Source organism: Erwinia sp. HDF1-3R, assembly GCF_039621855.1.
Taxonomy (GTDB): domain Bacteria; phylum Pseudomonadota; class Gammaproteobacteria; order Enterobacterales; family Enterobacteriaceae; genus Erwinia.
Window position 1 is genome coordinate 414,264 of the sequence record NZ_CP155071.1, and the last position, 23,330, is coordinate 437,593.

Below are 23,330 nucleotides of genomic sequence, written 5' to 3' on the forward strand. Positions count from 1 at the left end.
GTTATTTTTCGACATTGTCAGACTTTTCAGGGACTCACACCGTTGCGCTACATACCACTGTTGTTTCTGTGCCTGTTTCTCCAGGCCTGTACCCAAACGCAAAAAGGGCTGGGAGAGACGGTTAAACTCGCCCTGCTTGGGCCGGATGATGTTCAGGTCTCCGATGAACAGGTTGAAAGCCTTCCCTATGCCAGCATGTATCTGCGCGTCGACGGCGGGCAGCGCATCTTTGTGGTGCTGGGCTTTGACGAAAACGGCCAGCAAAAATGGATCACCCGCGACCGCTCAATGGTGGTCACGCAGCACGGCCGCGTGGTCAAAACGCTGGGGCTGAGAGACAACCTGACTGAGGTGACAAACCTCCAGCAGGATCCGCTGGCCGATCCGCTGCATCTGACCGAGGGAGCAAGCTGGACGCGCCTGATAAGCTGGACAGAGAGCGGTAAATTCCGTGCCGGGACGGCCGTTTCCCACTTCAGCCGCCTGAACGATCGGATACTTGATATCGCCGGTCGCCGCGTGGCCTGCCGGGTATGGCAGGAGAAGGTCTCCATCGCTGCAGACGGCAGCGCATGGACCAACACCTTCTGGATCGACACCACCACCGGACAGGTTCGTCAGACACAGCAGAAGCCCACCGGCGATGACTTCCTCGTTGAAACCACAATCCTGAAGCCCGCGAAATCATGAAAAAAATAACGCTACTCCTCGCAGGGATCTCACTTGGCGTCTCGCTAAGTGCTTATGCAGAAAGTCAGGTTACGGTGTACTCCCCCGGCCAGACGCAAACTTCCACGGTTGACCATGCACAAAACCTCGCGCAGCTGGTTTCCAGCCCGGCGCTGATGGGAAAAACCTGGTGGCCCGGGACGGTGATCGCCGAAAAGCTGGCAACGGCGGCGGCCATTCAGCAGCAGCAACAGCTGCTGGCGCGCCTGCAGGGCTGGAGCGCCCGGCTGCGTGCGGATGATGACGGCGACAAGGCGGCAGTGGTCGATAACCTGCGCCAGCAGATTGCGGCGGTGAGGGTCACCGGGCGGCAGATTGTTAACCTCGATCCTGACTGGGTGCGTATGCGCCCGGCGGAGAATCGCCGTCTTGAGGGTGACTACAGCGTCTATACGCTGCACAAGCCTGTCACGCTGACCCTTGCGGGGCTTATCACCGACAGCGGCAAAACCTCATGGCAGCCTGGCCGCAGCGTGGTTGACTACCTTGATGCGCACGACCGCCTTTCCGGTGCCGAACGTAATACCGCCGTGCTGATTTCACCCGAGGGCAGGGTAACGGAGGTGCCAGTCGCCTACTGGAACCGGCGTCACGCTGAACCCGAAGCGGGTAGCACTATTTACGTTGGCTTCTCCTCATGGTCGCTGCCCGGCGATTATGACGATCTCAACCAGCAGATTGTTTCTGTACTGACGCACCGGATCCCTGACTGATGAAAAAAACCTGTCTTCTCAGCCTGCTGGCTGTCTCCGTTGCCTGTGCCTGCCAGGCGCAGGCCGCGACCTTTGCCGATCCGGTTGGGCCATCGCAGTCTGACTTCGGCGGGGTTGGCCTGATGCAGGTGCCGACCGCGCGTATGGCAAAAGATGGCGAATTTAGCCTCAACTACCGCTATAACGACCAGTACCGCTTCTATTCCTCATCGGTGCAGCTGTTTCCGTGGCTGGAAGCCACCATCCGCTATACCGACGTAAAAACCCGCCGCTACAGCGCCGTGGACAGCTTCAGTGGCAATCAGAGCTATAAAGATAAGGCGTTCGATCTTAAAGCGCGGCTGTGGCAGGAGGGCTACTGGCTGCCGGAAGTCTCAGTCGGGGCGCGTGACCTGGGCGGTACCGGCCTGTTCGACAGCGAATATGTCGTGGCGACCAAGGCCTGGGGACCGTTCGACTTCACCCTGGGGATGGGCACCGGCTACCTTGGCAACAGCGGCACGGTAAAAAATCCGTTCTGCCAGGCCGACAGCAGTTTCTGTAATCGCTCGAACGGCAACGGCACGGCAGGATCGGTTAACGGTAAGGACCTGTTTAAAGGTCCGGCCGCGATCTTTGGCGGCGTGGAGTATCAGACGCCGTGGCAGCCGCTGCGCCTTAAAGCAGAGTACGAAGGCAACGATTATCAGGATGATTTTGCGGGCCGCCTGGAGCAGAAAAGTAAAGTTAACGTGGGCGCAATCTATCGCCTCAGCGACTGGGCCGATGTCAACGTCAGCTACGAGCGCGGCAACACCTTTATGGCCGGATTCACGCTGCGCACCAACTTTAACGATCTGCACTCTGCCGCCGCTGACGTGCCGAAACCGGCTTATAAGCCTCAGCCGCAGAGCAGGTTCCTGGAGCCAACCGTCGTCGCCAGCCAGCTGACGGATCTGAAATATAATGCCGGGCTGAACGGTCCGAATTTACAGGTGAAGGGCAATACCCTGTATGCCACCGGCCAGCAGAGTAAGTACCGCAACACGCAGGAAGGGGTCGATCGCGCCAACGTGATCATGATGAACAACCTGCCTGCCAACGTTGATACGCTGAACGTGACGGAAACCCGTAGCAATATGCCGCAGGTGACCACCGTAACCCGCGTTGACAGCCTGCGCCAGCAGCTGGAAGGCTATCCGCTGGGTAAAGAGAAAACCCTCGATCAGCAGCGGGTGGAGCCGGTCGATCCGGGCCATACCGAGCAGGGCTACCATATTGATGCAGACCGGCTGGACTACAGTCTGGCGCCGGTACTGAATCAGTCGGTCGGCGGCCCGGAGAGCTTCTATCTCTATCAGGTTGGGGTGATGGCCAATGCCAACTACTGGCTCACCGACCACCTGCTGCTGGACGGCAGCGTATTTGCCAACCTGGCGAATAACTATGACAAATTTAACTACAACGGCGCACCGACCGACTCCACGCTGCCGCGCGTGCGTACCCATATTCGTGATTACGTCGAAAATAACGTCTATGTGAATAACCTGCAGGCTAACTACATGCACGCCCTGGGGAATGGCTTCTACGGGCAGATGTATGGCGGCTATCTGGAAACGATGTACGGCGGCGTGGGGGGCGAAGTGCTCTACCGTCCGCTGGACTCTGACTGGGCGTTTGGTATTGATGCCAACTACGTTAAGCAGCGTGACTGGGACAACATGATGCAGTTTACCAGCTACCACGCCAAAACCGGTAATCTGACCGCCTACTGGCGTCCCTCTTTCTTCAACAATCAGGTGTTGGTGAAGGCGAGCGTCGGGCAGTATCTGGCCGAGGATAAAGGCGCGACGATCGATGTCTCACGTCAGTTTGACAGCGGTGTGATAGTCGGCGCTTACGCCACCAAAACCAACGTGTCGGCGGAAGATTACGGCGAAGGGGACTTCACCAAAGGCTTCTACATCTCGATTCCGATGGATCTGTTTACCGCCTCACCAACGCGAGGACGCGCTCAGGTTAACTGGACGCCGCTGACGCGCGACGGTGGCCAGATGCTCGGTCGTAAATACCAGCTTTATGATATGACCTCCGATCGCGATATCGATTTCCGCTAACCTGCCGCAGGCCGCGTCCCTACGCGGCCTGCAACTAAACTTGTGAACTTCATCACACTAAAGCATATTATCCGTGCCAGGACTTTCCTGACGAATAACGTGTTTTTTTGAGGAAGTTTGCATGATTACCGCTTCGCGTATTGCCTGGATTTTACAGATGGTGCTGAATATTGGCCTGATTATGCTGGCCTGTATTCTGGTGGTTTTTTTAGGCAGGGAAACGTTTCATCTGGCCAATGTGCTACTGAATACCGGGGAGCAGACCTCCTCCTATCTGCTGATCGACGGCATTGTTATCTATTTCCTCTATTTCGAGTTTATCGCGCTTATCGTGAAGTATTTCCAGTCCGGCTACCACTTCCCGCTGCGCTACTTCGTCTATATCGGCATTACCGCCATTATCCGGCTGATTATTGTCGACCATGAAAACCCGTTAGACACGCTGGCCTACGCCGTGGCGATCCTGATCCTGGTGATCACCCTGTGGCTGGCGAACAGCAATCGTCTGAAGCGTGAGTAGTCAAAATTTCCGATAATGGCACCCGCAGCGGTGTACCCGATCGGCGACTGCGCTACACTATGGCACCGAAATTTTTATCCGAGGACGCCGTATGGCTGATAACGCGCTGGCACAACTGCGCGCCATGGCATGGCTGCCTGTGACTTCGTCGCTGCTCACGCCCCCTCTGCTTGACTGGCTGATGGAAGAAGACTCAATGACCCGGCGCCTGGAGCGGCACTGCAGCCAGGTGACCGTGGAGGTCCAGCAGGAAGGGTTTATTCGCGCCGGGGAGGCGGGCGACGAGGTCGCCCTGCTGCCCGCAGAGACCCGCTACTGGCTGCGTGAGATCCTGCTATGCGGCGACGGCGTACCCTGGCTGGCTGGCCGTACCCTGGTACCAGCGTCAACGCTGAATGGCCCGGAGCAGATGTTACAGCAGCTGGGTACGCGCCCGCTGGGACGCTACCTGTTTGCCTCTTCCACGCTGACGCGTGACTTTATTGAGCCAGGGCAGGTTGATGGGCTGTGGGGGCGTCGCTCACGCCTGCGCCTCTCCGACAAGCCGCTGCTGCTGACCGAGCTGTTTCTACCCGCTGCCCCCCTTTACTCATCCCACCCAATGGACAGGAGCCTGTAGCATGGAGAGAACGTTCCCCGCGGGTAAACTCCAGGCCTACAGCCGACTGATGCGTATTGATAAGCCCATCGGGTCGCTGCTGTTGCTGTGGCCAACGCTGTGGGCGCTGTGGCTGGCGGGCATGAGCCTGCCCCCGATGAAGGTGCTGCTGGTCTTTGTGCTGGGCGTATTTTTTATGCGTGCGGCGGGCTGTGTGGTAAACGATTTTGCCGACCGCAAAATTGACGGCCACGTTAAGCGTACCGAGGGGCGACCGCTCCCCAGCGGCGCAGTCACCTCCAGGGAGGCGAAACTGCTGTTTGCCGGACTGGTACTGGTGTCGTTTTGCCTGGTGCTGACGATGAATACCATGACCATCTGGCTCTCACTGGGCGGCCTGGCACTGGCCTGGGTCTATCCGTTTATGAAGCGCTACACGCATCTGCCGCAGGTGGTGCTGGGCGCTGCGTTTGGCTGGGCCATTCCCATGGGCTGGGCTGCGGTGAGCGAAACGGTGCCGCCAGCCTGCTGGCTGGTGTTTCTGGCGAACGTTTGCTGGACGGTGGCCTACGATACGCAGTATGCGATGGTTGACCGCGACGACGATCTAAAAATCGGCGTGAAGTCTACGGCAATCCTGTTTGGTCGCTTTGACCGACTGATTATCGGGCTGCTACAGCTGGCCACGCTGGTGCTGATGGTCATTACCGGCTGGATGCTGCAGCTGGGTAGCCTGTTTTACCTCTCTGTTCTGCTGGCGGGCGCGCTGTTTATCTACCAGCAAAAGCTGATTGTCGACCGGGAGAGAAAGGCATGCTTTCAGGCCTTTCTGAATAATAACTACGTGGGCCTGCTGCTGTTTGCCGGCATCGTTCTCAGCACTGCGCCGCTGGCTGGCGGCTAACAGAAGGGGCCGGAGAGAGCGTAGACGGCTAACAAAAAGGGTTGGGAGAGGGCGGGCAGAGCATTTTAGGGAACCCGTCCTGATTAAAAACCACACAGTTTCTTTTATAAGAAAAGGTGTGAAGCCATGAAATCACTTTCGGCTGGCGCAAATCCTGCGCCACCCCTACAACCTCTGTCGCCTGGCGCAAACTCTGCGCCAGCCCAACAACCTGCGCAGCTGGCTCCCACGGAGCGCGACCGTATTACCGCCCGCTTATGCACCGGCGAGGCGCATCAGGGTGGTCGCCCGATCGCCCGCCGTCAGAGCCTGGACAATGGCTCTCCCCCTTTGCACCTCCAGCAGCAGATTGCCGATGTTGAGAAGCAGATAAACGCGGCGCGTGCGAAAGACGACCTGGACGGCGTTCCGGGTGCGCTCAGTCTGGATTTATATAAGCATCTGGTGACGCAGCACCGCTATGAAAAAGCCGCCACGGCCGATCTGCTCGGGTCGCAACCCTGGAAACGTATGCGCTGTGCGCAGTTGCAGAGCACGCCAGGTGGCGAGGTGGCTGCCGCCCAGTATGGTCTGGGGTTTGCTCACGACGATAACGGTGGCAAAGCGCCTTTTAGTAAGCTGGACTTAGCACATGATATGAACGGGTACTATCAGCGTATGGCTCCCTCCGGGGATACGACCCTCCTCTGTGAGCATCTTTATAAGCGGCGATATCCCCAGGCTAAGCAGCAGGATCAGCACTTCGTTAACAGCGAGTTTATGGCGGATAAAATTCTTAAAGAGTTTCACGCGCGGGGACACAATCATGGTCCGATAAAAGCGGAACAGGTTGCGCCCGGTATTGTTGCGATCGGCTGTACCAGCAATAAGGACTGGCAGGCGATAGATATTTTAATCGATAAATTTGGTGCACGTCCGTCAGCGTACCAGGTCGCACGCCATGCCGCTGTGCCACAGGGTAAACCCAGTCCACAGATCAGCGATCCCCGGGTGCAAAATCTTCAGATGATCAGGGCGCTGGGCTCACCCGATCCACAAGGTACCCTCGCGCAGCTCCGCCAGGTTCCCGATATCCTTAGCACGGCGACATTAGCGCACGCCGATGCCGATATGATTCTTACATTGCTGCATACGCTGACGGTTCCGCACCTGGCACAGAGGCATCAGCACAACCCGCTGGTGGCGCAGGGATTACAGGGGATACGGCATATCGCTGATTCCATGCCCGCGCTGGCAACGGACAGTACCCGTTTTGGTAATGCGCATCGCGCACTGATGGAAGAGCTGCAGGTTGTTTTAAGCGCGGTACGTCCTTATGCTCCGGGGGCGTTCAAATCCTTTGCATCACACCGCATCCGCGAATCGCTCTCACAGCAGCAGGCAGCAAAATTAGCGCCGCCTGAAGCCTTTTTACTCTCTTCCGGCATGCAGGCGCTCACGGAAGGCATCGACACCGCAACGATGGCGACAGGTGGCCGTCTGGCACCCCTGATGAATGGCAGCAAAAGTTCTCAGTTTTACTATGAAGCTCAGGAGTATGCCGACAGCTTCGATACGCCTCCCGATTCAGATCCCCACGATGCCGCATTTTATACTTCCCTGAGCGACAGCTTTGTTCCTCACAGTAGCCAGCCCGAGCACAGCTGGGCACTGAATGACATTATTGAGGGTATCGGGCAGCAGATTGAGGCGCGTAAAAACAAAAATGCGCCGCTGAACGTTGTCATCGACACCACGATTGAAAAAGGGGGTGAGATGAAAGCGCTAATGGACAAGTTTGCTCCCGCGCTAGCCGACAACCAGCTTCGTTTGCTGCTTTGTAAGAGCCATCAAAAGTTTGCCAATCTGGGGGCATCAAAAGTGCTGGGAGGAAGCATAATCCTGGTTGGCGCGAAGACCCCGGAAAATGAAAGCGCGCAGGCGGATTTCAGACGCTACGAAGCGAGCCAGAACTGGTTTGGCAATGATGAAAGCCAGCTGCTGACGCATCTCACCGGCGCAGCCATAAAATCTGAACCCGAGATGTTAAAAACCGCCATTGATAATGCCAATTTTGTCGTTAAGCACTGCTTTAACGGAGAAAACGGTCATACCCGCTTCGCCGGACACCGCCCCGATAAACCCTTCGCGATGTTTGATAGTTTTACTCACCAGCCCGATGAGCGTTTACCTAAACTCCTGATACGCGGTGATAGCGACGAAACGCTGACCCTTAATTCGGTTGACATGGTTGATGGTAATCTAATCCGCGCCAGGGGCTCTTTTGGTTTTACCGAAAGCAATATGGGGGGAATTGGCACTCTGCCTGGCTATGACGGCAAGATGATGCGTTTATCCTTTGGTCAGGAGAACAAGCCCGAGCTGATCGAGCGGTTCTGGATGCTGAGCAGAGAGATGCAGCTCGACAGGCCCCCCTTCACCGCGCAGGCCGCGCGGGATCTGGCCAATAAGCTGGTGAATGATGCTCTGACGCCGGAGCAGCAGCAGAAGCTTTTACATAAGCCTCTGAGCGAGAGGCTACGCCAGGTGGGGAAAAACGAAGCCACGCCGTTAAGCGACAGCCAGCGAAATACCGCCGGGGTGAGTGAGCTGCGGGCAAACGCCGCCGTTTCTCATGGGTATACGCTCAATAAAGTCGCGTCGATTGTCGGGTACCTTAACTTCCTGCTAAGCAGCCGGGACGTGATGACAGAGATGGCCGACTCGGACGATCGTCAGGCGCTGCACGATTTGATCCTTGGGCTGACGGAATCAGGTATGCCCGGCGTGTCCCGTACGGGGCAGGAACAGGCGGTGATGCTGCAGTGTCAGCTAAGCCTGGAGGATATGTGGAATAGCGAGCCGGAGATGCGGCGCTTTGGCGCTAACAATCTGGTTACTACCCTCGAGAAAAGTCATCTCAGCCGTAGCGTGGGGATCGTTGATGAGTCGCTCCCGAATCAGGCCTGGCAGGAGTTGTCGCAGGCGCACAAAGACAGGCTGATGAATGCCATCTTTAGCAGGCTGGATGTTAACAGCCAGCTGGAGTTTCTGCACAGCAACAAAGAGCGGGTAGCGTGCAGCCAGTTTACCGAGGCGTGCGCGATGGAGCTGGCCGGCAGGCTGCGAAATACGCCCCCTCAGGAAACGGCCCGGCACTGGCAGGGTACCATCGCGCAGGCGATGATAGCTCACGGGATTATTGAGCCAGAACCAGAGCCTGCTCAGGGCGATGATCCCTCATCGCCCTGATTATCAGTTATGCGACAGGTTACTCGTGTACCGCCGCGCTCTCGATGGTCATTCTCACTTCCTGCGTAATCAGCTCGGCCAGCAGATGATAGACCCGCTGCGTCTGCTCTACATGGGCATCGCCGGTATCGCTGATATAGCCTTGATCACGTAACGTCAGCACCAGCGTGGAGAAGACCGCCTTATCAAAAAACTCCGGCGCGTTAATGCCGTGCAGTACAGACAGGCGCTGAGCCATGGTCCGGCTCTCTTTCTCCAGCGTACCCCGGTTGATTGACGGGTTGGCGCTGAGGATGGAGAAGGTGATGGCGTAGCGCTGTAGCGTTTCGCGAACGCCCGCCGCCAGCAGCTGCAGGGTGCGGAAGCGGGCCGGGCTGAGGCGCAGACTCTCTTCATCAGCGGTGAGCAGGCCCTGGCGGGCCATTTCGCTGACCAGTCCATTAAGCACCGTCGGCAGATCTTCCTTATTCCAGTGCAGGAACAGCTCGCTTTTAAGCATCGGATAGATAACGCTTATCTGGCGCAGCAGTTCGGCTCGGGTAAGCTCGCGATGCTGCATGACCAGGACGGCGATAAGCGACGGCATGACCAGCATATGGTGAATATTGTTGCGGTAATAGGTCATCAGCACCGCCTGCTCGCGCGGCAGAATGATGATCTCGCCAATATTATCCTGCTCGATTTCAAACTTGTTCATGCCCAGCGCATGATCAAGCAGCGCTTCCGGGGTCATATCCGGCACCGTGGCATCGGGTGAGTAGGGCACGTTGCGCAGTAGCTGTACGTAGCACTCGAGCTGTGCAATCAGCTGTTCACGCGTCATCGAGCGCTGGCGCGAGGCCAGCAGGGCGGTGACGCAGAGGTTCATGGCGTTAGCCGCTCCGGCGTTGTTTATACGCATCATCACCTGCGAGGCGATGTCGTTAACCGCGGGAGTGAGCCAGGCGGGACGCTGCGCTTCGATAGGATCGATGGCGTCGCGCCATTCCGGGACGCGCTGATTCAGATAAGTGACCAGCGGCAGCGGCTCGCCAAAGTTGACGTAACCCTGGCCCAGGTTGCGCAGCTTGCGTAACCCGCGCACCATCTGTAAAAAGCCCTCTTTCTCTTTGGTCGCGCCACGCAGTTCCTTCGCATAGGTGCCCACCTCCATAACGTGTTCATAGCCGATATAGATCGGCACCAGCGTTATTGGACGGTTGCCGCCGCGCAGCATGGCCTGAATGGTCATCGACAGCGTGCCGGTTTTCGGATCAAGAAGGCGACCAGTACGCGAACGTCCGCCCTCAACGAAATACTCGACCGAGTAGCCGCGGGTGAACAGCTCGCCCAGATACTCGCGGAATACCGTGGAGTAGAGTTTGTTGCCCTTAAAGGTACGGCGGATAAAGAACGCGCCCAGGCGGCGGAATATCGGCCCGGCAGGCCAGAAGTTCAGATTGATCCCGGCAGCAATGTGCGGCGGTACCAGCCCCTGATGATAGAGCACGTAGGAGAGCAGCAGATAGTCCATATGGCTGCGATGGCAGGGAACATAGACTATCTCGTGTCCATCCTGTGCCAGCTGGCGTACGCGCTCGCCGCCGTTAACGTTAATACCCTGATAAAGCTTGCTCCACGTCCAGCCCATAATGCGGTCGGTCAGGCGTATCGCTTCATAAGAGAAGTCGGCGGCAATCTCCTCCATCAGCTCAACGGCATTCTGCTGAGCCTTTTCAAAGGGGATTTTTTTGCTGCGCGCTTCGTCCTCTACTGCTTTAGCAATCGCCCTGGACTGCAGAAGCCTGTTGAACAGGTCCTGGCGAACGGGCAGGCGCGGCCCAACGGCGGCCAGGCGCTGGCGGGCGAAATGCATGCGCGCCACGCGAGCCAGCTTCTGAGCAATGGTTTTATCGGTGCCGTGCTCCGTTGCCATGCGCCGCAGAGAGAGCATCGGCGAAAAGCGCACGAAGCTGTCACGGCCCAGCCACAGTACGGCGAAGAACTTTTGAATGCCGTTAAGCACGCGAAGATGGGGCTGACTCTCGCCCTGAACCTCACGGCCAGGGGCGCGGCCAAACATCACCGATACCGGGACCATCTGCACGTCCAGCAGCGGGTTGCTGCGGTGCAGATCCAGATATTCGTGAAACAGCTTCACCGATTCAATATTCGGCACAAAATAGGGGAATACGCGCGGACCGTCATGAATAAAGACATGGCGGGGCAGCACTGTCCCATCGATTTCCAGCGGATCTAAGGGATCGGGGAGATCCTGTTTGCGACACTGTTCACGTAGCGCGAGCAGATCGGCCTTTGAATCGTAAGGCAGCACATACATAATAGGGCGCGACGTATCAAGCCCCAGTTCAGCGACCGGCTCGGCGGGGATCGCCTTACTCTTTAGTAAGAATTTAACCGGTAAATTCAATAGGTTATAATATAAATTACGCCAACCTGACATAGACAACATGAAGCCTCTTGTTAGCAAAGCGCGGCAAGCATACCAGAAAGCGCCAGTGAGATCTGTGGTGTTGCAAAATGTGCGCCACTCAGACATTGACGTTAAACAGTTCAAAGGGTTCCCTCATTATGACAAATAACGTCACCGGATTGACCAGAATTATCAAGGCCGCAGGTTATTCGTGGCAGGGACTGCGTGCGGCATGGCAGAACGAGGCGGCTTTTCGTCAGGAAGCCATTGTGGCGCTTGTCGCCATCGTGCTGGCCTGCTGGCTGGACGTGACGCCGATAACCCGGGTGCTGCTGATCGGTTCGGTGGTGCTGGTAGTCGTGGTTGAACTGCTTAACAGCGCCATAGAAGCGATAGTGGACCGCATCGGCAGTGAGCGGCACCCGCTGGCAGGCCGCGCAAAGGATATGGGTTCAGCGGCAGTGCTGCTGACTATTCTTATGGCGATGACCACCTGGCTGATGTTGTTAGTGCCACATATGCGATAGACGTTCCAGAATCAGACAAACTGCTGTTTTTTGTCCATCTTTAGGTTTTCAACGCGCAAATACCTGTATATACTCACAGTCGACTGTATAAACAACCAGGGGGCGGGATGAAAGCACTAACGGTAAGACAGCAACAGGTTTATGACCTGATACGCGCCCATATTAACCAGACCGGCATGCCGCCAACGCGGGCAGAAATTGCCGCTCAGCTTGGCTTCCGCTCGCCAAATGCGGCGGAAGAACATCTCAAGGCACTGGCACGTAAAGGCGTAATTGAGATTGTGTCCGGTGCCTCGCGCGGCATTCGACTGATGATGGAAGACGAAGAAGGCCTGCCGCTGATTGGCCGCGTCGCCGCCGGTGAGCCGCTGCTGGCCCAGGAACATATCGAAGGCCACTACAAGGTTGACCCAGGTTTGTTTAAACCCAGCGCCGACTTCCTGCTGCGCGTGAGCGGCATGTCGATGAAAGATATTGGCATTATGGATGGCGATCTTCTGGCGGTTCACAAAACCCAGGAAGTGCGTAACGGCCAGGTTGTGGTTGCACGTATTGATGATGAAGTTACCGTCAAACGGCTGAAAAAGCAGGGCAATACGGTCCATCTTCTGCCTGAAAACAGCGATTTCGAGCCGATCGTCGTCGATCTTCGCCAGCAGACCCTGTCGATTGAAGGTCTTGCCGTGGGTGTGATCCGTAACGGTAACTGGGTTTGATAACCGTTTTATCCGTTCTAACTGACTGTTAACTGACGCGCCGCCTCGCCAGCGCGTCAGTTTATCGTTGGCTACCACTCAGCAGACGATGTGTATGACAGTGACTTGCGCAGACACCCGTCGCGCAGTGGATACCGATGCGATTTTTAAACGCTGCTGACAAAAGCCTCTGGCGGCTTGCGCTGCCGATGATCCTCTCAAATATTACCGTGCCGCTGCTGGGGCTGGTCGATACCGCTGTCATTGGCCACCTCGATAAGCCTGTCTATCTTGCGGGCGTCGCGATCGGCACCACCATCACCAGCTTCCTGTTTATGCTGCTGCTTTTTCTGCGTATGAGCACCACCGGACTGACCGCTCAGGCTTTCGGTGCCGGCGACAACGCCGAGCTTGCACGCGCGCTTATGCAGCCTCTCTGCATTGCGCTGGCGGCCGGACTGGCTTTTATCGCGTTGCAATCCCCTCTTACGCATCTGGCGCTGACGCTGGTCGGCGGCGATCCTGACGTGCAGTACCAGGCATCACTGTTTATGCATATCCGCTGGCTCAGCGCGCCTGCCACGCTGGCGAACCTCGTGCTGCTGGGGTGGCTGCTTGGCGTTCAGTATGCCCGCGCGCCCGTCATCCTGCTGGTTGTGGGCAATCTGGTGAATATTTTGCTCGATCTCTGGCTGGTGATCGGGCTGAAGTGGGGTGTCCAGGGGGCGGCTACGGCTACGGTTATCGCGGAATACTGTTCGCTGGCCGTCGGGTTGCTGCTCGTCTGGCGCGTAATGAAGATGCGTGGCATTCCGACGGCGCTGCTAAAAAGCGCATGGCGGGGCGGGCCTGGACGTTTGTTCAGGCTTAGCCGGGATATCATGCTGCGTTCTCTGCTGCTTCAACTCTGCTTCCTTTCGTTAACAGTACTGGGCGCACGGCTGGGGGGCGACATCGTCGCGGTCAATGCCGTACTGCTGATGTTCCTGACCTTTACGGCTTACGCGCTGGATGGGTTTGCTTATGCCGTTGAAGCCTGCTCGGGCGAGGCCTTTGGCGCGCGCGACAGGCAGAGGCTGCTGCTGGTATGGCACGCTGCATGCCGTCAGGCGGGATGGGTCGCGCTGTTTTTCTCACTGCTCTATGCCTTTGCCGGGCCTTATATTGTCGCATTGCTTACCTCGATCCCTGCTTTACAGCACCAGGCGGATCGCTACCTGATTTGGCAGGTCCTTCTGCCGGTATGCGGCGTCTGGTGTTACCTGCTGGATGGCATGTTTATCGGTGCAACCCGCGCCGCAGAGATGCGTAACAGCATGGCACTGGCGGCGCTGGGTTATGGCCTGACCCTGATTAGCGTTCCGGTGCTGGGGAATCACGGTCTGTGGCTGGCGATGACGGTTTTTCTGCTGTTAAGAGGGCTAACGCTGGGCGCGATATGGCGGCGGCACCAGCGCAACGGAACGTGGTTTTTGCCTCCGGGTCAGTGACATGTATCTTGCATTTCCTGGTTAATCTTTGATAAAAAAGAGTTTTTTACCTGCCGGGTCAGGAATAGTCTTAATCTGCCGCTTATTATCGTGTCGTTCCGTGCAATCCCCTCATCTTCTACTACAATTATCGTTAGGTTAAGCAGTTGAGCAGCGTTTTATATTGCTGCCAGGCGTTATGCTTAGACGATTGTACTAAATCTATTACACCTAACGCTCTTTACACTCAAAGTCAGGAGACACAAGATGAATAAAGATGAAGCCGGCGGTAACTGGAAACAGTTGAAGGGTAAAGTGAAAGAAAAATGGGGCAAGCTGACCGATGACGACATGACCGTCGTAGAAGGTAAACGCGATCAGCTGGTCGGTAAAATTCAGGAGCGCTATGGCTACGCAAAAGACCAGGCTGAGAAAGAAGTCAGCGACTGGGAAAGCCACAATAATCACCGCTTCTGATAAGTAAGTTCTTTTCTCTGACAGCATTAAAGCGTTTCAGGAAGATACTCCTACCCAGGCACATGGACTGTGCCGCTTAAACTCCGCAATCCCTTTTGAACCTTTACCAACACCTCACCTGAGCAGCGACCTGCAATCTGTACCTCGTCACTGGCCTGATTATATTTTTGGGAGCGTTTCTCTCATTCCGGTTAGCGTCCGCGCTTTTTACCGGCAGTCTGGGTGTGATCGTGGTGGCAATTGTCCTGATGGGTACAGGCCTCAACCTCGCTACAGTCCCGACATAATCCATGCGTTTCGATGATGCTATGGGACAGGGTAAAGCCTGAGTTAAGGGCCAGCGTATTCAGGATATTTTCCACCCCTTCCGCGTGCTTCTCGGCGACAGACCCGCAGCGATCGCAGATCAGCATGGCAGAGGTGTGGGAGGGTTGCTCAAAATGATGGCAGACAACGTAGCTGTTGGTCGACTCAACGCGATGAACAAATCCCTGTTCCAGCAGAAAATCCAGCGCGCGATAGACGGTAGGGGGCTTAGCCTGAGGTTCCGTGGTGCGCAGCAGATCAAGCAAATCGTAGGCGCTAATGGCCCCGTGCTGTCCGCTCATTAGCCGCAACACTTCCAGACGCTGAGGCGTCAGTCTTACATTACGCTGCTGACAAAGTGATTCCGCCTGTGACAGGATTTTTTCAGCACTGCTAATGGTCATTTTTCTTCCCCCTCACGCCAGATCGAATTGTTATGTTATCACGCCCGCCACAAAACGCCGAATCTCCTCGCGCCCCTCTTTTGTTGATTAACCGTCAAGGGTAAGCCGCTGAAAAAATTCCAGAAATGATTGGTATTTGACTAAAGTGGCTATCATTAAGCACTCTTAATCTGTCAGAGCATTTGGGGATATGACGTAAAAGGTCTATAAAACATCGTTTATGTAATTTGCAGCCACAAACGTTACTGACTACCTTGAGATAAGGAATAGCGGCATTTTAAGCGTAAAGGATTGAGATACCGGGCTAAACGATTAGTGTGATAACAGATAAATAAATCGGCAATGAGCTGATAAGCCCACGCATTGTTATTTACTTCACGGCAATGAATAGCTGCCTCTGTGTCCATTATGCAGGCAGTCGCACTCTTCTCGCTTACGTTAAGCGCTTTTTCCTTTTCTGGATGGGTCTACGGTAAAATGATTAAATTGATCGGTAAGTTGAACAGGCTGTCCCGGCCTGCGGTTTTCCCCGTATTGTTCCTTGCTCCTCTGAGCGCTCTTGCTGCCGGTAATTATTATGATGCGCGTAATGATGCAATGGGGGGAACGGGCGTCGCCTCTTCCACCTACGGCACGGCGGTGCTGGCTAACCCGGCGCTGATGACAAAAGCTCAGCCCGATGATGACGTCAGTATCATTCTGCCCGCTGCCGGATTACAGGTAACGGACAAAAATAAGCTGATTGATAAAGTCGATGACCTGACCGACAGCGTCGATCGTTATAAGGATATTGCCAGCAGTGGCGCCTTCAACTTTGCCGACTACCCGAAAATCCAGAGTGCCGCGGGCGATCTTGCCAGCCAGCTGCGTCACATAAAGGGCAATGAAGCCTCCGGCACCGCAGGCGCCGCCTTTGCCGTCACCATCCCGAATGAACAGCTACCGTTTGCCTTTGTGACCAAAGCCTACGGCACGGCACACATTACTGCTGCCGTCAGCCAGAGCGATATTGATTACCTGCAGGGCGTGGCCGATGGCACGATTTTTCCGCTGCCGGGCGACCAGAGTAAACTGACATCAGCAGGACTGGGGCGCGGGGCTATTGTCTATGACTACGGCATCGCCGTTGCTCATGAATTCAGTATCGCCGGGCATCCGGTGTCGTTCGGCGTGACGCCGAAGTTGCAGAGAACCTACCTGTATAACTACAGCGCCTCGGTTTATAACTACAACAAGTCCGACTTTACTAAAGGGCGTTATAAAAACTCTGATACCGGCTTTAACATTGATGCCGGTGCCGCGACCGATCTGGGCGAAAACTGGACGCTGGGCCTGAGCGCGCAGAACCTGATTTCGCGCGATCTGGAGACGAAAGAGGTTAACGGCTATAAGGATACCTATCAGATCCGCCCCATCGTGACGCCGGGGATCTCTTACCATATCGATCGTCTGACCACCGCTCTGGATGTTGACGCGACGCCCACTAAGCGATTTAAATCGCAGGATGAGAGCCAGTATGCGGGTGTCGGTGCCGAGTACCGTCTGCTGAGCTGGTTGCAGCTGCGTGCCGGCTACCGTGCCGATATGAAATCCAACGATACAAACGTGGTCACCGCCGGTTTTGGCATCTCTCCCTATAACCGCGTCCATCTGGATCTGGCGGGTATGAAAGGCGACGACCATACCTGGGGTGCCGTTGCTCAGCTAAACTTCACTTTCTAACGGTGGCGGCAGGGCGCACGTGCTGTGCGTTCCTGCCATCACGTTATGCATCCCGCCACGCCTGCCCCCCATCACTTCCTGAGGCGACACACTCAACGCGCGGTGTTAATGATTGCGGCATCAAGCCGTGATACCATTGCACACATTATCATCGTTTATTAAATATACCGAGTTTGCGCGCTTTATGACCCAGAACCTACCTGCACACCGCTTTTCTGTCGCGCCGATGCTCGACTGGACCGATCGCCACTGCCGCTATTTCCACCGCCAGCTGACGCGTCAGGCACTGCTCTACACCGAGATGGTTACCACCGGCGCCATTATTCACGGCAAGGGGGACTATCTTGCCTGGAGTCAGGAGGAGCAGCCCGTTGCCCTTCAACTGGGAGGCAGCGATCCCGCTGCGCTGGCCGAGTGCGCCAGTCAGGCCGAAGCGCGTGGCTATAACGAAGTGAACCTGAACGTCGGCTGTCCCTCCGATCGCGTACAAAATGGCCGCTTCGGTGCCTGTCTGATGGGGGAAGCCGGGCTGGTTGCCGAGGGCATTAAAGCCATGCGCGATCGCGTTTCAATTCCGGTGACGGTAAAAACGCGCATCGGTATTGACGAACTGGACAGCTACGAATTCCTCTGCGATTTCATTCGCCAGGTTTCAGAGCAGGGCGGCTGCGAGATGTTTATTATCCATGCGCGTAAAGCCTGGCTCTCCGGCCTGAGTCCGAAAGAGAACCGCGAAATCCCACCGCTGGACTACCAGCGTGTCTATCAGCTAAAGCGTGATTTTCCGCATCTGACCATGGCTATTAACGGTGGCGTGAAAACGCTGGAAGAAGCGAAGGCCCATTTGCAGCATCTGGATGGCGTGATGATGGGCCGTGAAGCTTATCAGAACCCCGGCCTGCTGGCTCAGGTTGACCGCGAGCTGTTTGGCGCTGAAGGTCCTGCCGTTGATCCGGTGGCTGTTGTGCGTTCAATGTATCCCTATATTGAGCGTGAGCTGGCGAATGGCACCTGGCTGGGTCATATCACCCGCCATATGCTGGGCCTTTTTCAGGGCATTCCCGGCGCGCGGCAGTGGCGTCGTCACCTCAGTGAAAATGCGCACAAGGCGGGAGCCAATATTGAAACGGTTGAGCAGGCGCTGTGCCTGGTTGCAGATAAAATCCCAACGGCGTGAATTGTTCACCACTAAATAATCAAATTGACTAACCCCGCCTGCGGGGTTTTTAACCTGACTGAATAATTTCAACAGGTTAGCGTTTTCCCTCTTCTGGCATGATTCTTGTAATACCCCTGTAGCGATTGTTAACAGGAGCCATCTGATGGAAATTTTATTTGTGCTGGGCTTTTTCTTTATGCTGCTGCTCACCGGTATCTCGGTGCTCGGTATCCTTGCTGCGCTGGTCGTGGCGACCGGGGTAATGTTTTTTGGCGGAATGCTCGCGGTTGTCATAAAAATGCTGCCGTGGCTGGCTCTGGCGGTGGTCGTGGTATGGATTTATCGGGCGAATAAAAAATCAACGCCAAAGGTGAGCCGATGGTAGTGAGCCAGTGGTAAAGAGGCGTGAAACATCGCCCTGGCACATTTAGCCCGCAATGTGGCGCTGGTCACATTCCTGGACTTTGACCCGCTACTTTGGCATTCAGCCATTCTTTTTTCTTATGATTTCTGCAACCATAGGCGACTGAATTGAAAAATATTCATTCGCCGCTGTACCCTACATTCAGCGCGAACTAAAAAAAGACAAAAGGGCTTCCCACGGGAAGCCCTGCTCACATCTGCGCGTGGGTAAGCGTGGAGCCAGCCTACGGGATCAGCAGGCTTGAGCCCTGGGTTCCACGGCTCTCCAGCGTTTTATGCGCCTGTTGCGCATCCTTCAGCGCAAACTTCTGCTGCTCGGGAACGTCAACCTTTATCGCGCCGCTGCCAATCATCGAAAACAGCTCATTGCTGGCCCAGATCAGCGCTTCACGCGTGGTCACGTAGCCATTCAGCGAGGGACGCGTGACGTAAAGCGAGCCTTTCTGGTTGAGTATGCCGAGGTTAACGCCGCTCACCGGCCCTGACGAGTTGCCAAAGCTGACCATCAGGCCACGTCGTTGCAGACAGTCCAGCGAGGACTCCCAGGTATCCTTACCAACGGAATCGTAAACCACCCGCACTTTTTTACCGTTGGTCAGCTCACTCACGCGTTTGGCGACATCTTCCTCACGATAATTAATGGTTGCCCAGGCTCCCGCTTTTTTGGCTCGCTCCGCTTTTTCTGCTGACCCTACCGTGCCAATCAGGTGCGCGCCGAGCGCTTTTGCCCACTGGCAGGCTATCAGGCCGACGCCGCCAGCGGCAGCCTGAAACAGGAAAATCTCATCAGGCTGGATAACATAGGTCTGACGCAGCAGATAATGTACGGTCAGTCCTTTCAGAAAGGAGGCCGCGGCCAGCTCGAAGGAGATGCTGTCCGGCAGGATCGCCAGCTTGTCGGCCTGTACGGCGTGAAATTCGCTGTAGGCACCCAGCGCTGACTGGGCGTAGACCACGCGATCGCCCGGTTTTACCGCCGTGACCCCCGCGCCAATGCTTTTGACGACGCCCGCCGCTTCCGTTCCCAGACCGCTGGGCAATGAAGCGGGATAAAGCCCGCTGCGTACGTAGGTGTCGATGTAGTTGATCCCGATGGCTTTGTTTTCCACCACCACTTCACCCGCCTGCGGTTCAGGCACATCGACCTCTACCCACTGCATCACTTCCGGCCCACCGTGCTGGCTGATTTGTATACGTTTTGCCATGGTCACTCCTGCTGATTCAGCGTCATTGAAAGAGGACGACGAGTCACCAAACGGGTATACTTGCGCGTCCCCCACTCAGATTTTTGGTATTGCATCACTATGGCAGGAAATAAACCCACCAACAAATCCGTTGAGAACCGTGAGCCACGGGATCGTCAAATGGAAGGGCTCAAGTTACCGCCTCATTCTCTGGAGGCAGAGCAATCCGTGTTGGGCGGGCTGATGCTGGACAACGAGCGCTGGGACAATGTGTCAGAGCGCGTGGTGGCGAAAGATTTCTTCAGCCGCCCGCATCGAATGATCTTCAGCGAAATGCAGCGCCTGTTAGAGCTGGGTAAGCCGATTGACCTGATAACCCTGTCCGAATCGCTGGAAACCAAGGGTGAATTGAGCATGGTTGGCGGCTTCGCCTACCTTGCGGAGCTGTCGAAGAATACCCCCAGCGCGGCAAACATTGGCGCCTATGCGGATATCGTCCGCGAACGTGCGGTCGTCAGAGAGATGATCGCCGTTGCCAATGAGATTGCCGACGCCGGTTACGATCCCCAGGGGCGAACCAGTGAAGATCTGCTCGATCTGGCAGAATCCCGCGTTTTCCAAATTGCCGAAAATCGCGCCAATAAGGATGAGGGACCGAAAAGCGTCGATCAGATCCTTGAGGCGACCATCGCCAGGATCGAATCGCTGTACCAGACCCCGCACGATGGCGTGACCGGAGTGGATACGGGTTACCAGGATCTGAATAAGAAGACCGCCGGTTTGCAGCGTTCAGACCTGATCATCGTTGCCGCGCGTCCGTCGATGGGTAAAACCACGTTCGCCATGAACCTCTGCGAAAATGCTGCGATGTTGCAGGAGAAGCCGGTACTGATTTTTAGTCTTGAAATGCCCGGCGAGCAGCTAATGATGCGTATGCTGGCCTCCCTTTCCCGCGTCGATCAGACCCGCATTCGTACCGGCCAGCTCGATGATGAAGATTGGGCGAGGATCTCCAGCACTATGGGTATTTTGCTGGAGAAGAAGAATATGTTTATTGATGACTCCTCAGGGCTGACCCCAACGGAAGTGCGTTCGCGCGCGCGCCGCGTTTTCCGTGAACATGGCGGCCTGAGTATGATTATGATCGACTATCTTCAGCTGATGCGCGTGCCGGCGCTGTCCGATAACCGTACGCTGGAGATCGCTGAAATCTCCCGCTCGCTGAAGGCGCTGGCGAAAGAGCTACAGGTGCCGGTGGTGGCGCTGTCGCAGCTTAACCGCTCGCTGGAGCAGCGTGCCGATAAGCGTCCGGTCAACTCGGATCTGCGTGAGTCTGGCTCCATCGAGCAGGATGCCGACCTGATTATGTTTATCTACCGTGATGAGGTGTATCACGAGAACAGCGATCAGAAAGGGATTGCGGAGATTATTCTCGGTAAGCAGCGTAATGGTCCGATTGGCTCAGTACGACTCACCTTCAATGGCCAGTGGTCGCGGTTCGATAACTACGCCGGACCCCAGTACGACGACGACTGATCCTCATTCTGCATCCCTGCATTTTTCGTCGGCCATCAGAAAATAGTGTTGGACAGGGCGGCGAAGAATGCGGTTACCGGACCAGGTGGTGTACTGGAACAGCCTGCGGATTGAATCTGACTCAGATTGATGACTACGACCTTAAATGACTGACCTGACGTGAAGTTAACGGACGTCTGACTCATCAGGAGCTGAGCGAACGGGTTGGGCATTATGATCTCTTCCTCCCTCCAGCCTCACGGATAAACCCGACACTATCACCACGATTCTCTGTTGCGTGAAGCCTTGCCTGGTGACAGCTTTCTTCGACGGGGGACGAAGGCTATCCGCGTTTTACATCCGCTTTTCATCCATATTCCCACGCTTAATTCCTTTTCTGCCACACTGTGCAGTAACCTGATAAGGAAAATTAGGTTTATAGTGTAGTTTCGCTATATGGCCGGGCTGGGGATGATTCTTACGCTGAACCAGGCGATGAAGCCCTAATCGGTTGAGCCCCGCCCTGCCATAGCAGAACGTCGAGATTTGAGGGGCTTCCCGTTGGAGCACCTGAACTGCCCAATCATTAAATGGAGATCTGCACCGTGTTTCAAAACGTTGATGCCTATGCCGGCGATCCAATTCTCTCCCTGATGGAGACATTTAAGCAGGATTCGCGACCCCACAAGGTGAACCTGAGCATCGGGCTGTACTATGACGCACAGGGTGCGGTTCCACAGCTGAATGCGGTTGCCGAGGCTGAGGCCCGTCTGACCGCTCAGGCATCTGGTGCCTCTCAGTATCTGCCTATGGATGGCCTGCCTGCGTACCGAAGCGCTGTTGCACCGCTGCTGTTTGGTCAGGATCACCCGGCGCTGACAGCGGGGCGTATTGCCACTATCCAGACCGTTGGCGGCTCCGGCGCACTCAAAATTGGTGCCGATTTTCTGAAGGCCTATTTTCCACAGTCACAGGTGTGGGTCAGCGATCCTACCTGGGAAAACCACGTGGCGATCTTCTCCGGTGCCGGTTTTGAGGTCAATACCTATCCGTGGTATGACGACACCACCAACGGCGTGAAGTTTGACGAGCTGGTTGCCACACTGAAAACCCTGCCGCCGAAAAGTATCGTGTTGCTGCACCCGTGCTGTCATAACCCCACCGGTGCCGATCTGACTAACGATCAGTGGGACGTGGTGACCGGCGTACTGAAAGGACGCGACCTGATCCCCTTCCTGGATATTGCCTACCAGGGGTTTGGGGCCGGAATGGAGGACGATGCCTACGCCATTCGCGCCATTGCCTCCGCCGGATTGCCCGCCCTGGTCAGCAACTCTTTCTCCAAAATATTCTCGCTGTATGGTGAGCGTGTGGGCGCCCTCTCCGTGGTCTGTAACGATGCGGAAGAGGCCTCGCGCGTGCTGGGCCAGCTGAAAGCGACCGTCAGGCGCAACTACTCCAGCCCGCCTAACTTCGGCGCGCAGGTGGTGTCATGCGTGCTGAATGATGCACAGCTTAAGGCGAGCTGGCTGAAAGAGGTAGAAGCCATGCGCCTGCGGATTCTGGCTATGCGCCAGACGCTGGTCGACGTGCTCTCCACCGCCGTGCCCGGTAAAAACTTCGACTACCTTGTGAAACAGCGCGGCATGTTTAGCTACACTGGCCTGAGCGCTGCACAGGTTGACCGGCTGCGTAATGAGTTCGGCATCTATCTGCTTACCAGCGGACGTATGTGTGTCGCAGGCCTGAACGATAAAAACGTTCATCTGGTGGCTGAAGCTTTTGCCGCTGTGATGTAATGCCTATATTTCCTGAAGGAGCCGTATGATGTGGTATCAGCAAACGCTAACGTTAAGCGCAAAACCGCGCGGATTTCACCTGGTCACTGATGAAGTGCTGGGTGAGCTGCGTCGCCTGAAAGACGTACAGGTAGGGATGCTGCATTTGCTGCTACAACATACCTCGGCATCCCTGACGCTGAATGAAAACTGTGACCCTACGGTAAGAAGCGATATGGAGCAGCATTTCCTGCGCGCGGTGCCGGATAACGCCCCCTACCAGCATGACTATGAGGGAGCAGACGATATGCCAGCGCATATAAAATCATCGCTGCTGGGGGTGTCACTGACGCTGCCCGTTGCCCGGGGGCAGCTGGTACTCGGCACCTGGCAGGGGATCTGGCTGGGGGAACACCGAATACAGGGTGGTGCCCGGCGCATCGTTGCCACGCTGCAAGGAGAATAAG

The 23,330-nt window shown here is 56.0% G+C and carries 20 protein-coding genes; 17 read left to right on the forward strand and 3 right to left on the reverse strand.

What is annotated here, in order from left to right:
- Window positions 1–42: 42 nt before the first annotated feature.
- From AAGR22_RS01830 to AAGR22_RS01860, 7 genes are all read left to right on the forward strand, one after another.
- Entirely contained in the window at window positions 43–690 is a 648-nt protein-coding gene (locus tag AAGR22_RS01830; protein WP_345829939.1) for a YjbF family lipoprotein, read from the forward strand.
- Window positions 687–1,442, forward strand: a complete 756-nt coding sequence (locus tag AAGR22_RS01835) for a capsule biosynthesis GfcC D2 domain-containing protein (RefSeq protein ID WP_345829941.1) — start codon at window positions 687–689, stop codon at window positions 1,440–1,442. The genes AAGR22_RS01830 and AAGR22_RS01835 overlap by 4 nt, the downstream gene beginning before the upstream one ends.
- Entirely contained in the window at window positions 1,442–3,538 is a 2,097-nt protein-coding gene (locus tag AAGR22_RS01840; protein ID WP_345829942.1) for a YjbH domain-containing protein, read from the forward strand. Before AAGR22_RS01835 ends, AAGR22_RS01840 begins: the two co-directional genes overlap by 1 nt.
- 121 nt (window positions 3,539–3,659) lie before the next feature.
- Window positions 3,660–4,058, forward strand: a complete 399-nt coding sequence (psiE, locus tag AAGR22_RS01845; protein WP_067704532.1) for a phosphate-starvation-inducible protein PsiE — start codon at window positions 3,660–3,662, stop codon at window positions 4,056–4,058.
- A 91-nt stretch (window positions 4,059–4,149) separates the two neighbouring features.
- Entirely contained in the window at window positions 4,150–4,677 is a 528-nt protein-coding gene (gene ubiC, locus AAGR22_RS01850) for a chorismate lyase (protein ID WP_067704529.1), read from the forward strand.
- Between the two features lies 1 nt (window position 4,678).
- Window positions 4,679–5,560 (forward strand): 4-hydroxybenzoate octaprenyltransferase, encoded by an 882-nt coding sequence (ubiA, locus tag AAGR22_RS01855; protein ID WP_345829945.1) that lies wholly within the window; start codon window positions 4,679–4,681, stop codon window positions 5,558–5,560.
- 126 nt (window positions 5,561–5,686) lie between these two features.
- Window positions 5,687–8,791 (forward strand): hypothetical protein, encoded by a 3,105-nt coding sequence (locus AAGR22_RS01860; protein ID WP_345829947.1) that lies wholly within the window; start codon window positions 5,687–5,689, stop codon window positions 8,789–8,791.
- Window positions 8,792–8,810: 19 nt separating this feature from the next.
- On the opposite strand, the gene plsB is transcribed toward AAGR22_RS01860, so the two are convergent.
- Window positions 8,811–11,234, reverse strand: coding sequence for a glycerol-3-phosphate 1-O-acyltransferase PlsB (plsB, locus tag AAGR22_RS01865; protein ID WP_067704517.1), 2,424 nt, complete (start codon window positions 11,232–11,234; stop codon window positions 8,811–8,813).
- Between the two features lie 128 nt (window positions 11,235–11,362).
- On the opposite strand from plsB, the gene AAGR22_RS01870 reads away from it, so the two are divergent.
- From AAGR22_RS01870 to AAGR22_RS01885, 4 genes are all read left to right on the forward strand, one after another.
- On the forward strand, window positions 11,363–11,731 hold the full coding sequence (locus AAGR22_RS01870; RefSeq protein ID WP_067704514.1) for a diacylglycerol kinase: 369 nt from the start codon (window positions 11,363–11,365) through the stop codon (window positions 11,729–11,731).
- Window positions 11,732–11,838: 107 nt separating this feature from the next.
- Complete coding sequence (lexA, locus tag AAGR22_RS01875; protein WP_067704511.1) at window positions 11,839–12,447, forward strand: transcriptional repressor LexA; 609 nt, start codon at window positions 11,839–11,841, stop codon at window positions 12,445–12,447.
- Window positions 12,448–12,584: 137 nt separating this feature from the next.
- On the forward strand, window positions 12,585–13,916 hold the full coding sequence (gene dinF, locus AAGR22_RS01880; RefSeq protein WP_345829949.1) for an MATE family efflux transporter DinF: 1,332 nt from the start codon (window positions 12,585–12,587) through the stop codon (window positions 13,914–13,916).
- 246 nt (window positions 13,917–14,162) lie between these two features.
- Window positions 14,163–14,372, forward strand: a complete 210-nt coding sequence (locus AAGR22_RS01885; RefSeq protein ID WP_067704503.1) for a CsbD family protein — start codon at window positions 14,163–14,165, stop codon at window positions 14,370–14,372.
- A gap of 191 nt (window positions 14,373–14,563) precedes the next feature.
- Here AAGR22_RS01885 and zur read toward each other — a convergent pair whose 3' ends face one another.
- Window positions 14,564–15,082, reverse strand: coding sequence for a zinc uptake transcriptional repressor Zur (gene zur / locus AAGR22_RS01890; RefSeq protein WP_345829950.1), 519 nt, complete (start codon window positions 15,080–15,082; stop codon window positions 14,564–14,566).
- Window positions 15,083–15,559: 477 nt separating this feature from the next.
- On the opposite strand from zur, the gene AAGR22_RS01895 reads away from it, so the two are divergent.
- The 3 genes from AAGR22_RS01895 (at window position 15,560) to pspG (ending at window position 18,348) form a co-directional block, all read left to right on the forward strand.
- The gene (locus AAGR22_RS01895; protein WP_067704695.1) at window positions 15,560–16,804 is read left to right on the forward strand and encodes a conjugal transfer protein TraF; all 1,245 of its coding nucleotides are present in this window, start codon (window positions 15,560–15,562) and stop codon (window positions 16,802–16,804) included.
- Window positions 16,805–16,988: 184 nt separating this feature from the next.
- Window positions 16,989–17,981: a tRNA dihydrouridine(20/20a) synthase DusA gene (gene dusA / locus AAGR22_RS01900; RefSeq protein WP_067704693.1), complete on the forward strand. Its 993-nt coding sequence runs from the start codon at window positions 16,989–16,991 to the stop codon at window positions 17,979–17,981.
- A 145-nt stretch (window positions 17,982–18,126) separates the two neighbouring features.
- On the forward strand, window positions 18,127–18,348 hold the full coding sequence (pspG, locus tag AAGR22_RS01905) for an envelope stress response protein PspG (RefSeq protein ID WP_197473303.1): 222 nt from the start codon (window positions 18,127–18,129) through the stop codon (window positions 18,346–18,348).
- A 262-nt stretch (window positions 18,349–18,610) separates the two neighbouring features.
- Here pspG and AAGR22_RS01910 read toward each other — a convergent pair whose 3' ends face one another.
- Window positions 18,611–19,591 carry a quinone oxidoreductase gene (locus AAGR22_RS01910; RefSeq protein ID WP_345829951.1) on the reverse strand — a complete coding sequence of 327 codons (981 nt, stop codon included), beginning with the start codon at window positions 19,589–19,591 and terminating at the stop codon, window positions 18,611–18,613.
- Between the two features lie 99 nt (window positions 19,592–19,690).
- On the opposite strand from AAGR22_RS01910, the gene dnaB reads away from it, so the two are divergent.
- The 3 genes from dnaB (at window position 19,691) to AAGR22_RS01925 (ending at window position 23,329) form a co-directional block, all read left to right on the forward strand.
- Entirely contained in the window at window positions 19,691–21,106 is a 1,416-nt protein-coding gene (dnaB, locus tag AAGR22_RS01915; RefSeq protein ID WP_067704489.1) for a replicative DNA helicase, read from the forward strand.
- 584 nt (window positions 21,107–21,690) lie between these two features.
- Window positions 21,691–22,884 carry an amino acid aminotransferase gene (locus AAGR22_RS01920; protein ID WP_345829952.1) on the forward strand — a complete coding sequence of 398 codons (1,194 nt, stop codon included), beginning with the start codon at window positions 21,691–21,693 and terminating at the stop codon, window positions 22,882–22,884.
- Between the two features lie 28 nt (window positions 22,885–22,912).
- Entirely contained in the window at window positions 22,913–23,329 is a 417-nt protein-coding gene (locus tag AAGR22_RS01925; RefSeq protein ID WP_345831531.1) for a secondary thiamine-phosphate synthase enzyme YjbQ, read from the forward strand.
- Window position 23,330 lies beyond the last annotated feature (1 nt).

What these genes read in the sequence shown, in the direction of transcription:
- AAGR22_RS01840 (WP_345829942.1), top strand. Translation starts at nt 1,442, where the DNA reads ATGAAAAAAACCTGTCTTCTCAGCCTGCTGGCTGTCTCCGTTGCCTGT.
- AAGR22_RS01860 (WP_345829947.1), top strand. Translation starts at nt 5,687, where the DNA reads ATGAAATCACTTTCGGCTGGCGCAAATCCTGCGCCACCCCTACAACCT.
- AAGR22_RS01910 (WP_345829951.1), bottom strand. Translation starts at nt 19,591, where the DNA reads ATGGCAAAACGTATACAAATCAGCCAGCACGGTGGGCCGGAAGTGATG.
- AAGR22_RS01835 (WP_345829941.1), top strand. Translation starts at nt 687, where the DNA reads ATGAAAAAAATAACGCTACTCCTCGCAGGGATCTCACTTGGCGTCTCG.
- AAGR22_RS01925 (WP_345831531.1), top strand. Translation starts at nt 22,913, where the DNA reads ATGTGGTATCAGCAAACGCTAACGTTAAGCGCAAAACCGCGCGGATTT.
- pspG (WP_197473303.1), top strand. Translation starts at nt 18,127, where the DNA reads ATGGAAATTTTATTTGTGCTGGGCTTTTTCTTTATGCTGCTGCTCACC.
- psiE (WP_067704532.1), top strand. Translation starts at nt 3,660, where the DNA reads ATGATTACCGCTTCGCGTATTGCCTGGATTTTACAGATGGTGCTGAAT.
- dnaB (WP_067704489.1), top strand. Translation starts at nt 19,691, where the DNA reads ATGGCAGGAAATAAACCCACCAACAAATCCGTTGAGAACCGTGAGCCA.
- AAGR22_RS01870 (WP_067704514.1), top strand. Translation starts at nt 11,363, where the DNA reads ATGACAAATAACGTCACCGGATTGACCAGAATTATCAAGGCCGCAGGT.
- AAGR22_RS01885 (WP_067704503.1), top strand. Translation starts at nt 14,163, where the DNA reads ATGAATAAAGATGAAGCCGGCGGTAACTGGAAACAGTTGAAGGGTAAA.
- zur (WP_345829950.1), bottom strand. Translation starts at nt 15,082, where the DNA reads ATGACCATTAGCAGTGCTGAAAAAATCCTGTCACAGGCGGAATCACTT.
- AAGR22_RS01895 (WP_067704695.1), top strand. Translation starts at nt 15,560, where the DNA reads ATGATTAAATTGATCGGTAAGTTGAACAGGCTGTCCCGGCCTGCGGTT.
- ubiC (WP_067704529.1), top strand. Translation starts at nt 4,150, where the DNA reads ATGGCTGATAACGCGCTGGCACAACTGCGCGCCATGGCATGGCTGCCT.
- lexA (WP_067704511.1), top strand. Translation starts at nt 11,839, where the DNA reads ATGAAAGCACTAACGGTAAGACAGCAACAGGTTTATGACCTGATACGC.
- dinF (WP_345829949.1), top strand. Translation starts at nt 12,585, where the DNA reads ATGCGATTTTTAAACGCTGCTGACAAAAGCCTCTGGCGGCTTGCGCTG.
- ubiA (WP_345829945.1), top strand. Translation starts at nt 4,679, where the DNA reads ATGGAGAGAACGTTCCCCGCGGGTAAACTCCAGGCCTACAGCCGACTG.
- dusA (WP_067704693.1), top strand. Translation starts at nt 16,989, where the DNA reads ATGACCCAGAACCTACCTGCACACCGCTTTTCTGTCGCGCCGATGCTC.
- plsB (WP_067704517.1), bottom strand. Translation starts at nt 11,234, where the DNA reads ATGTCAGGTTGGCGTAATTTATATTATAACCTATTGAATTTACCGGTT.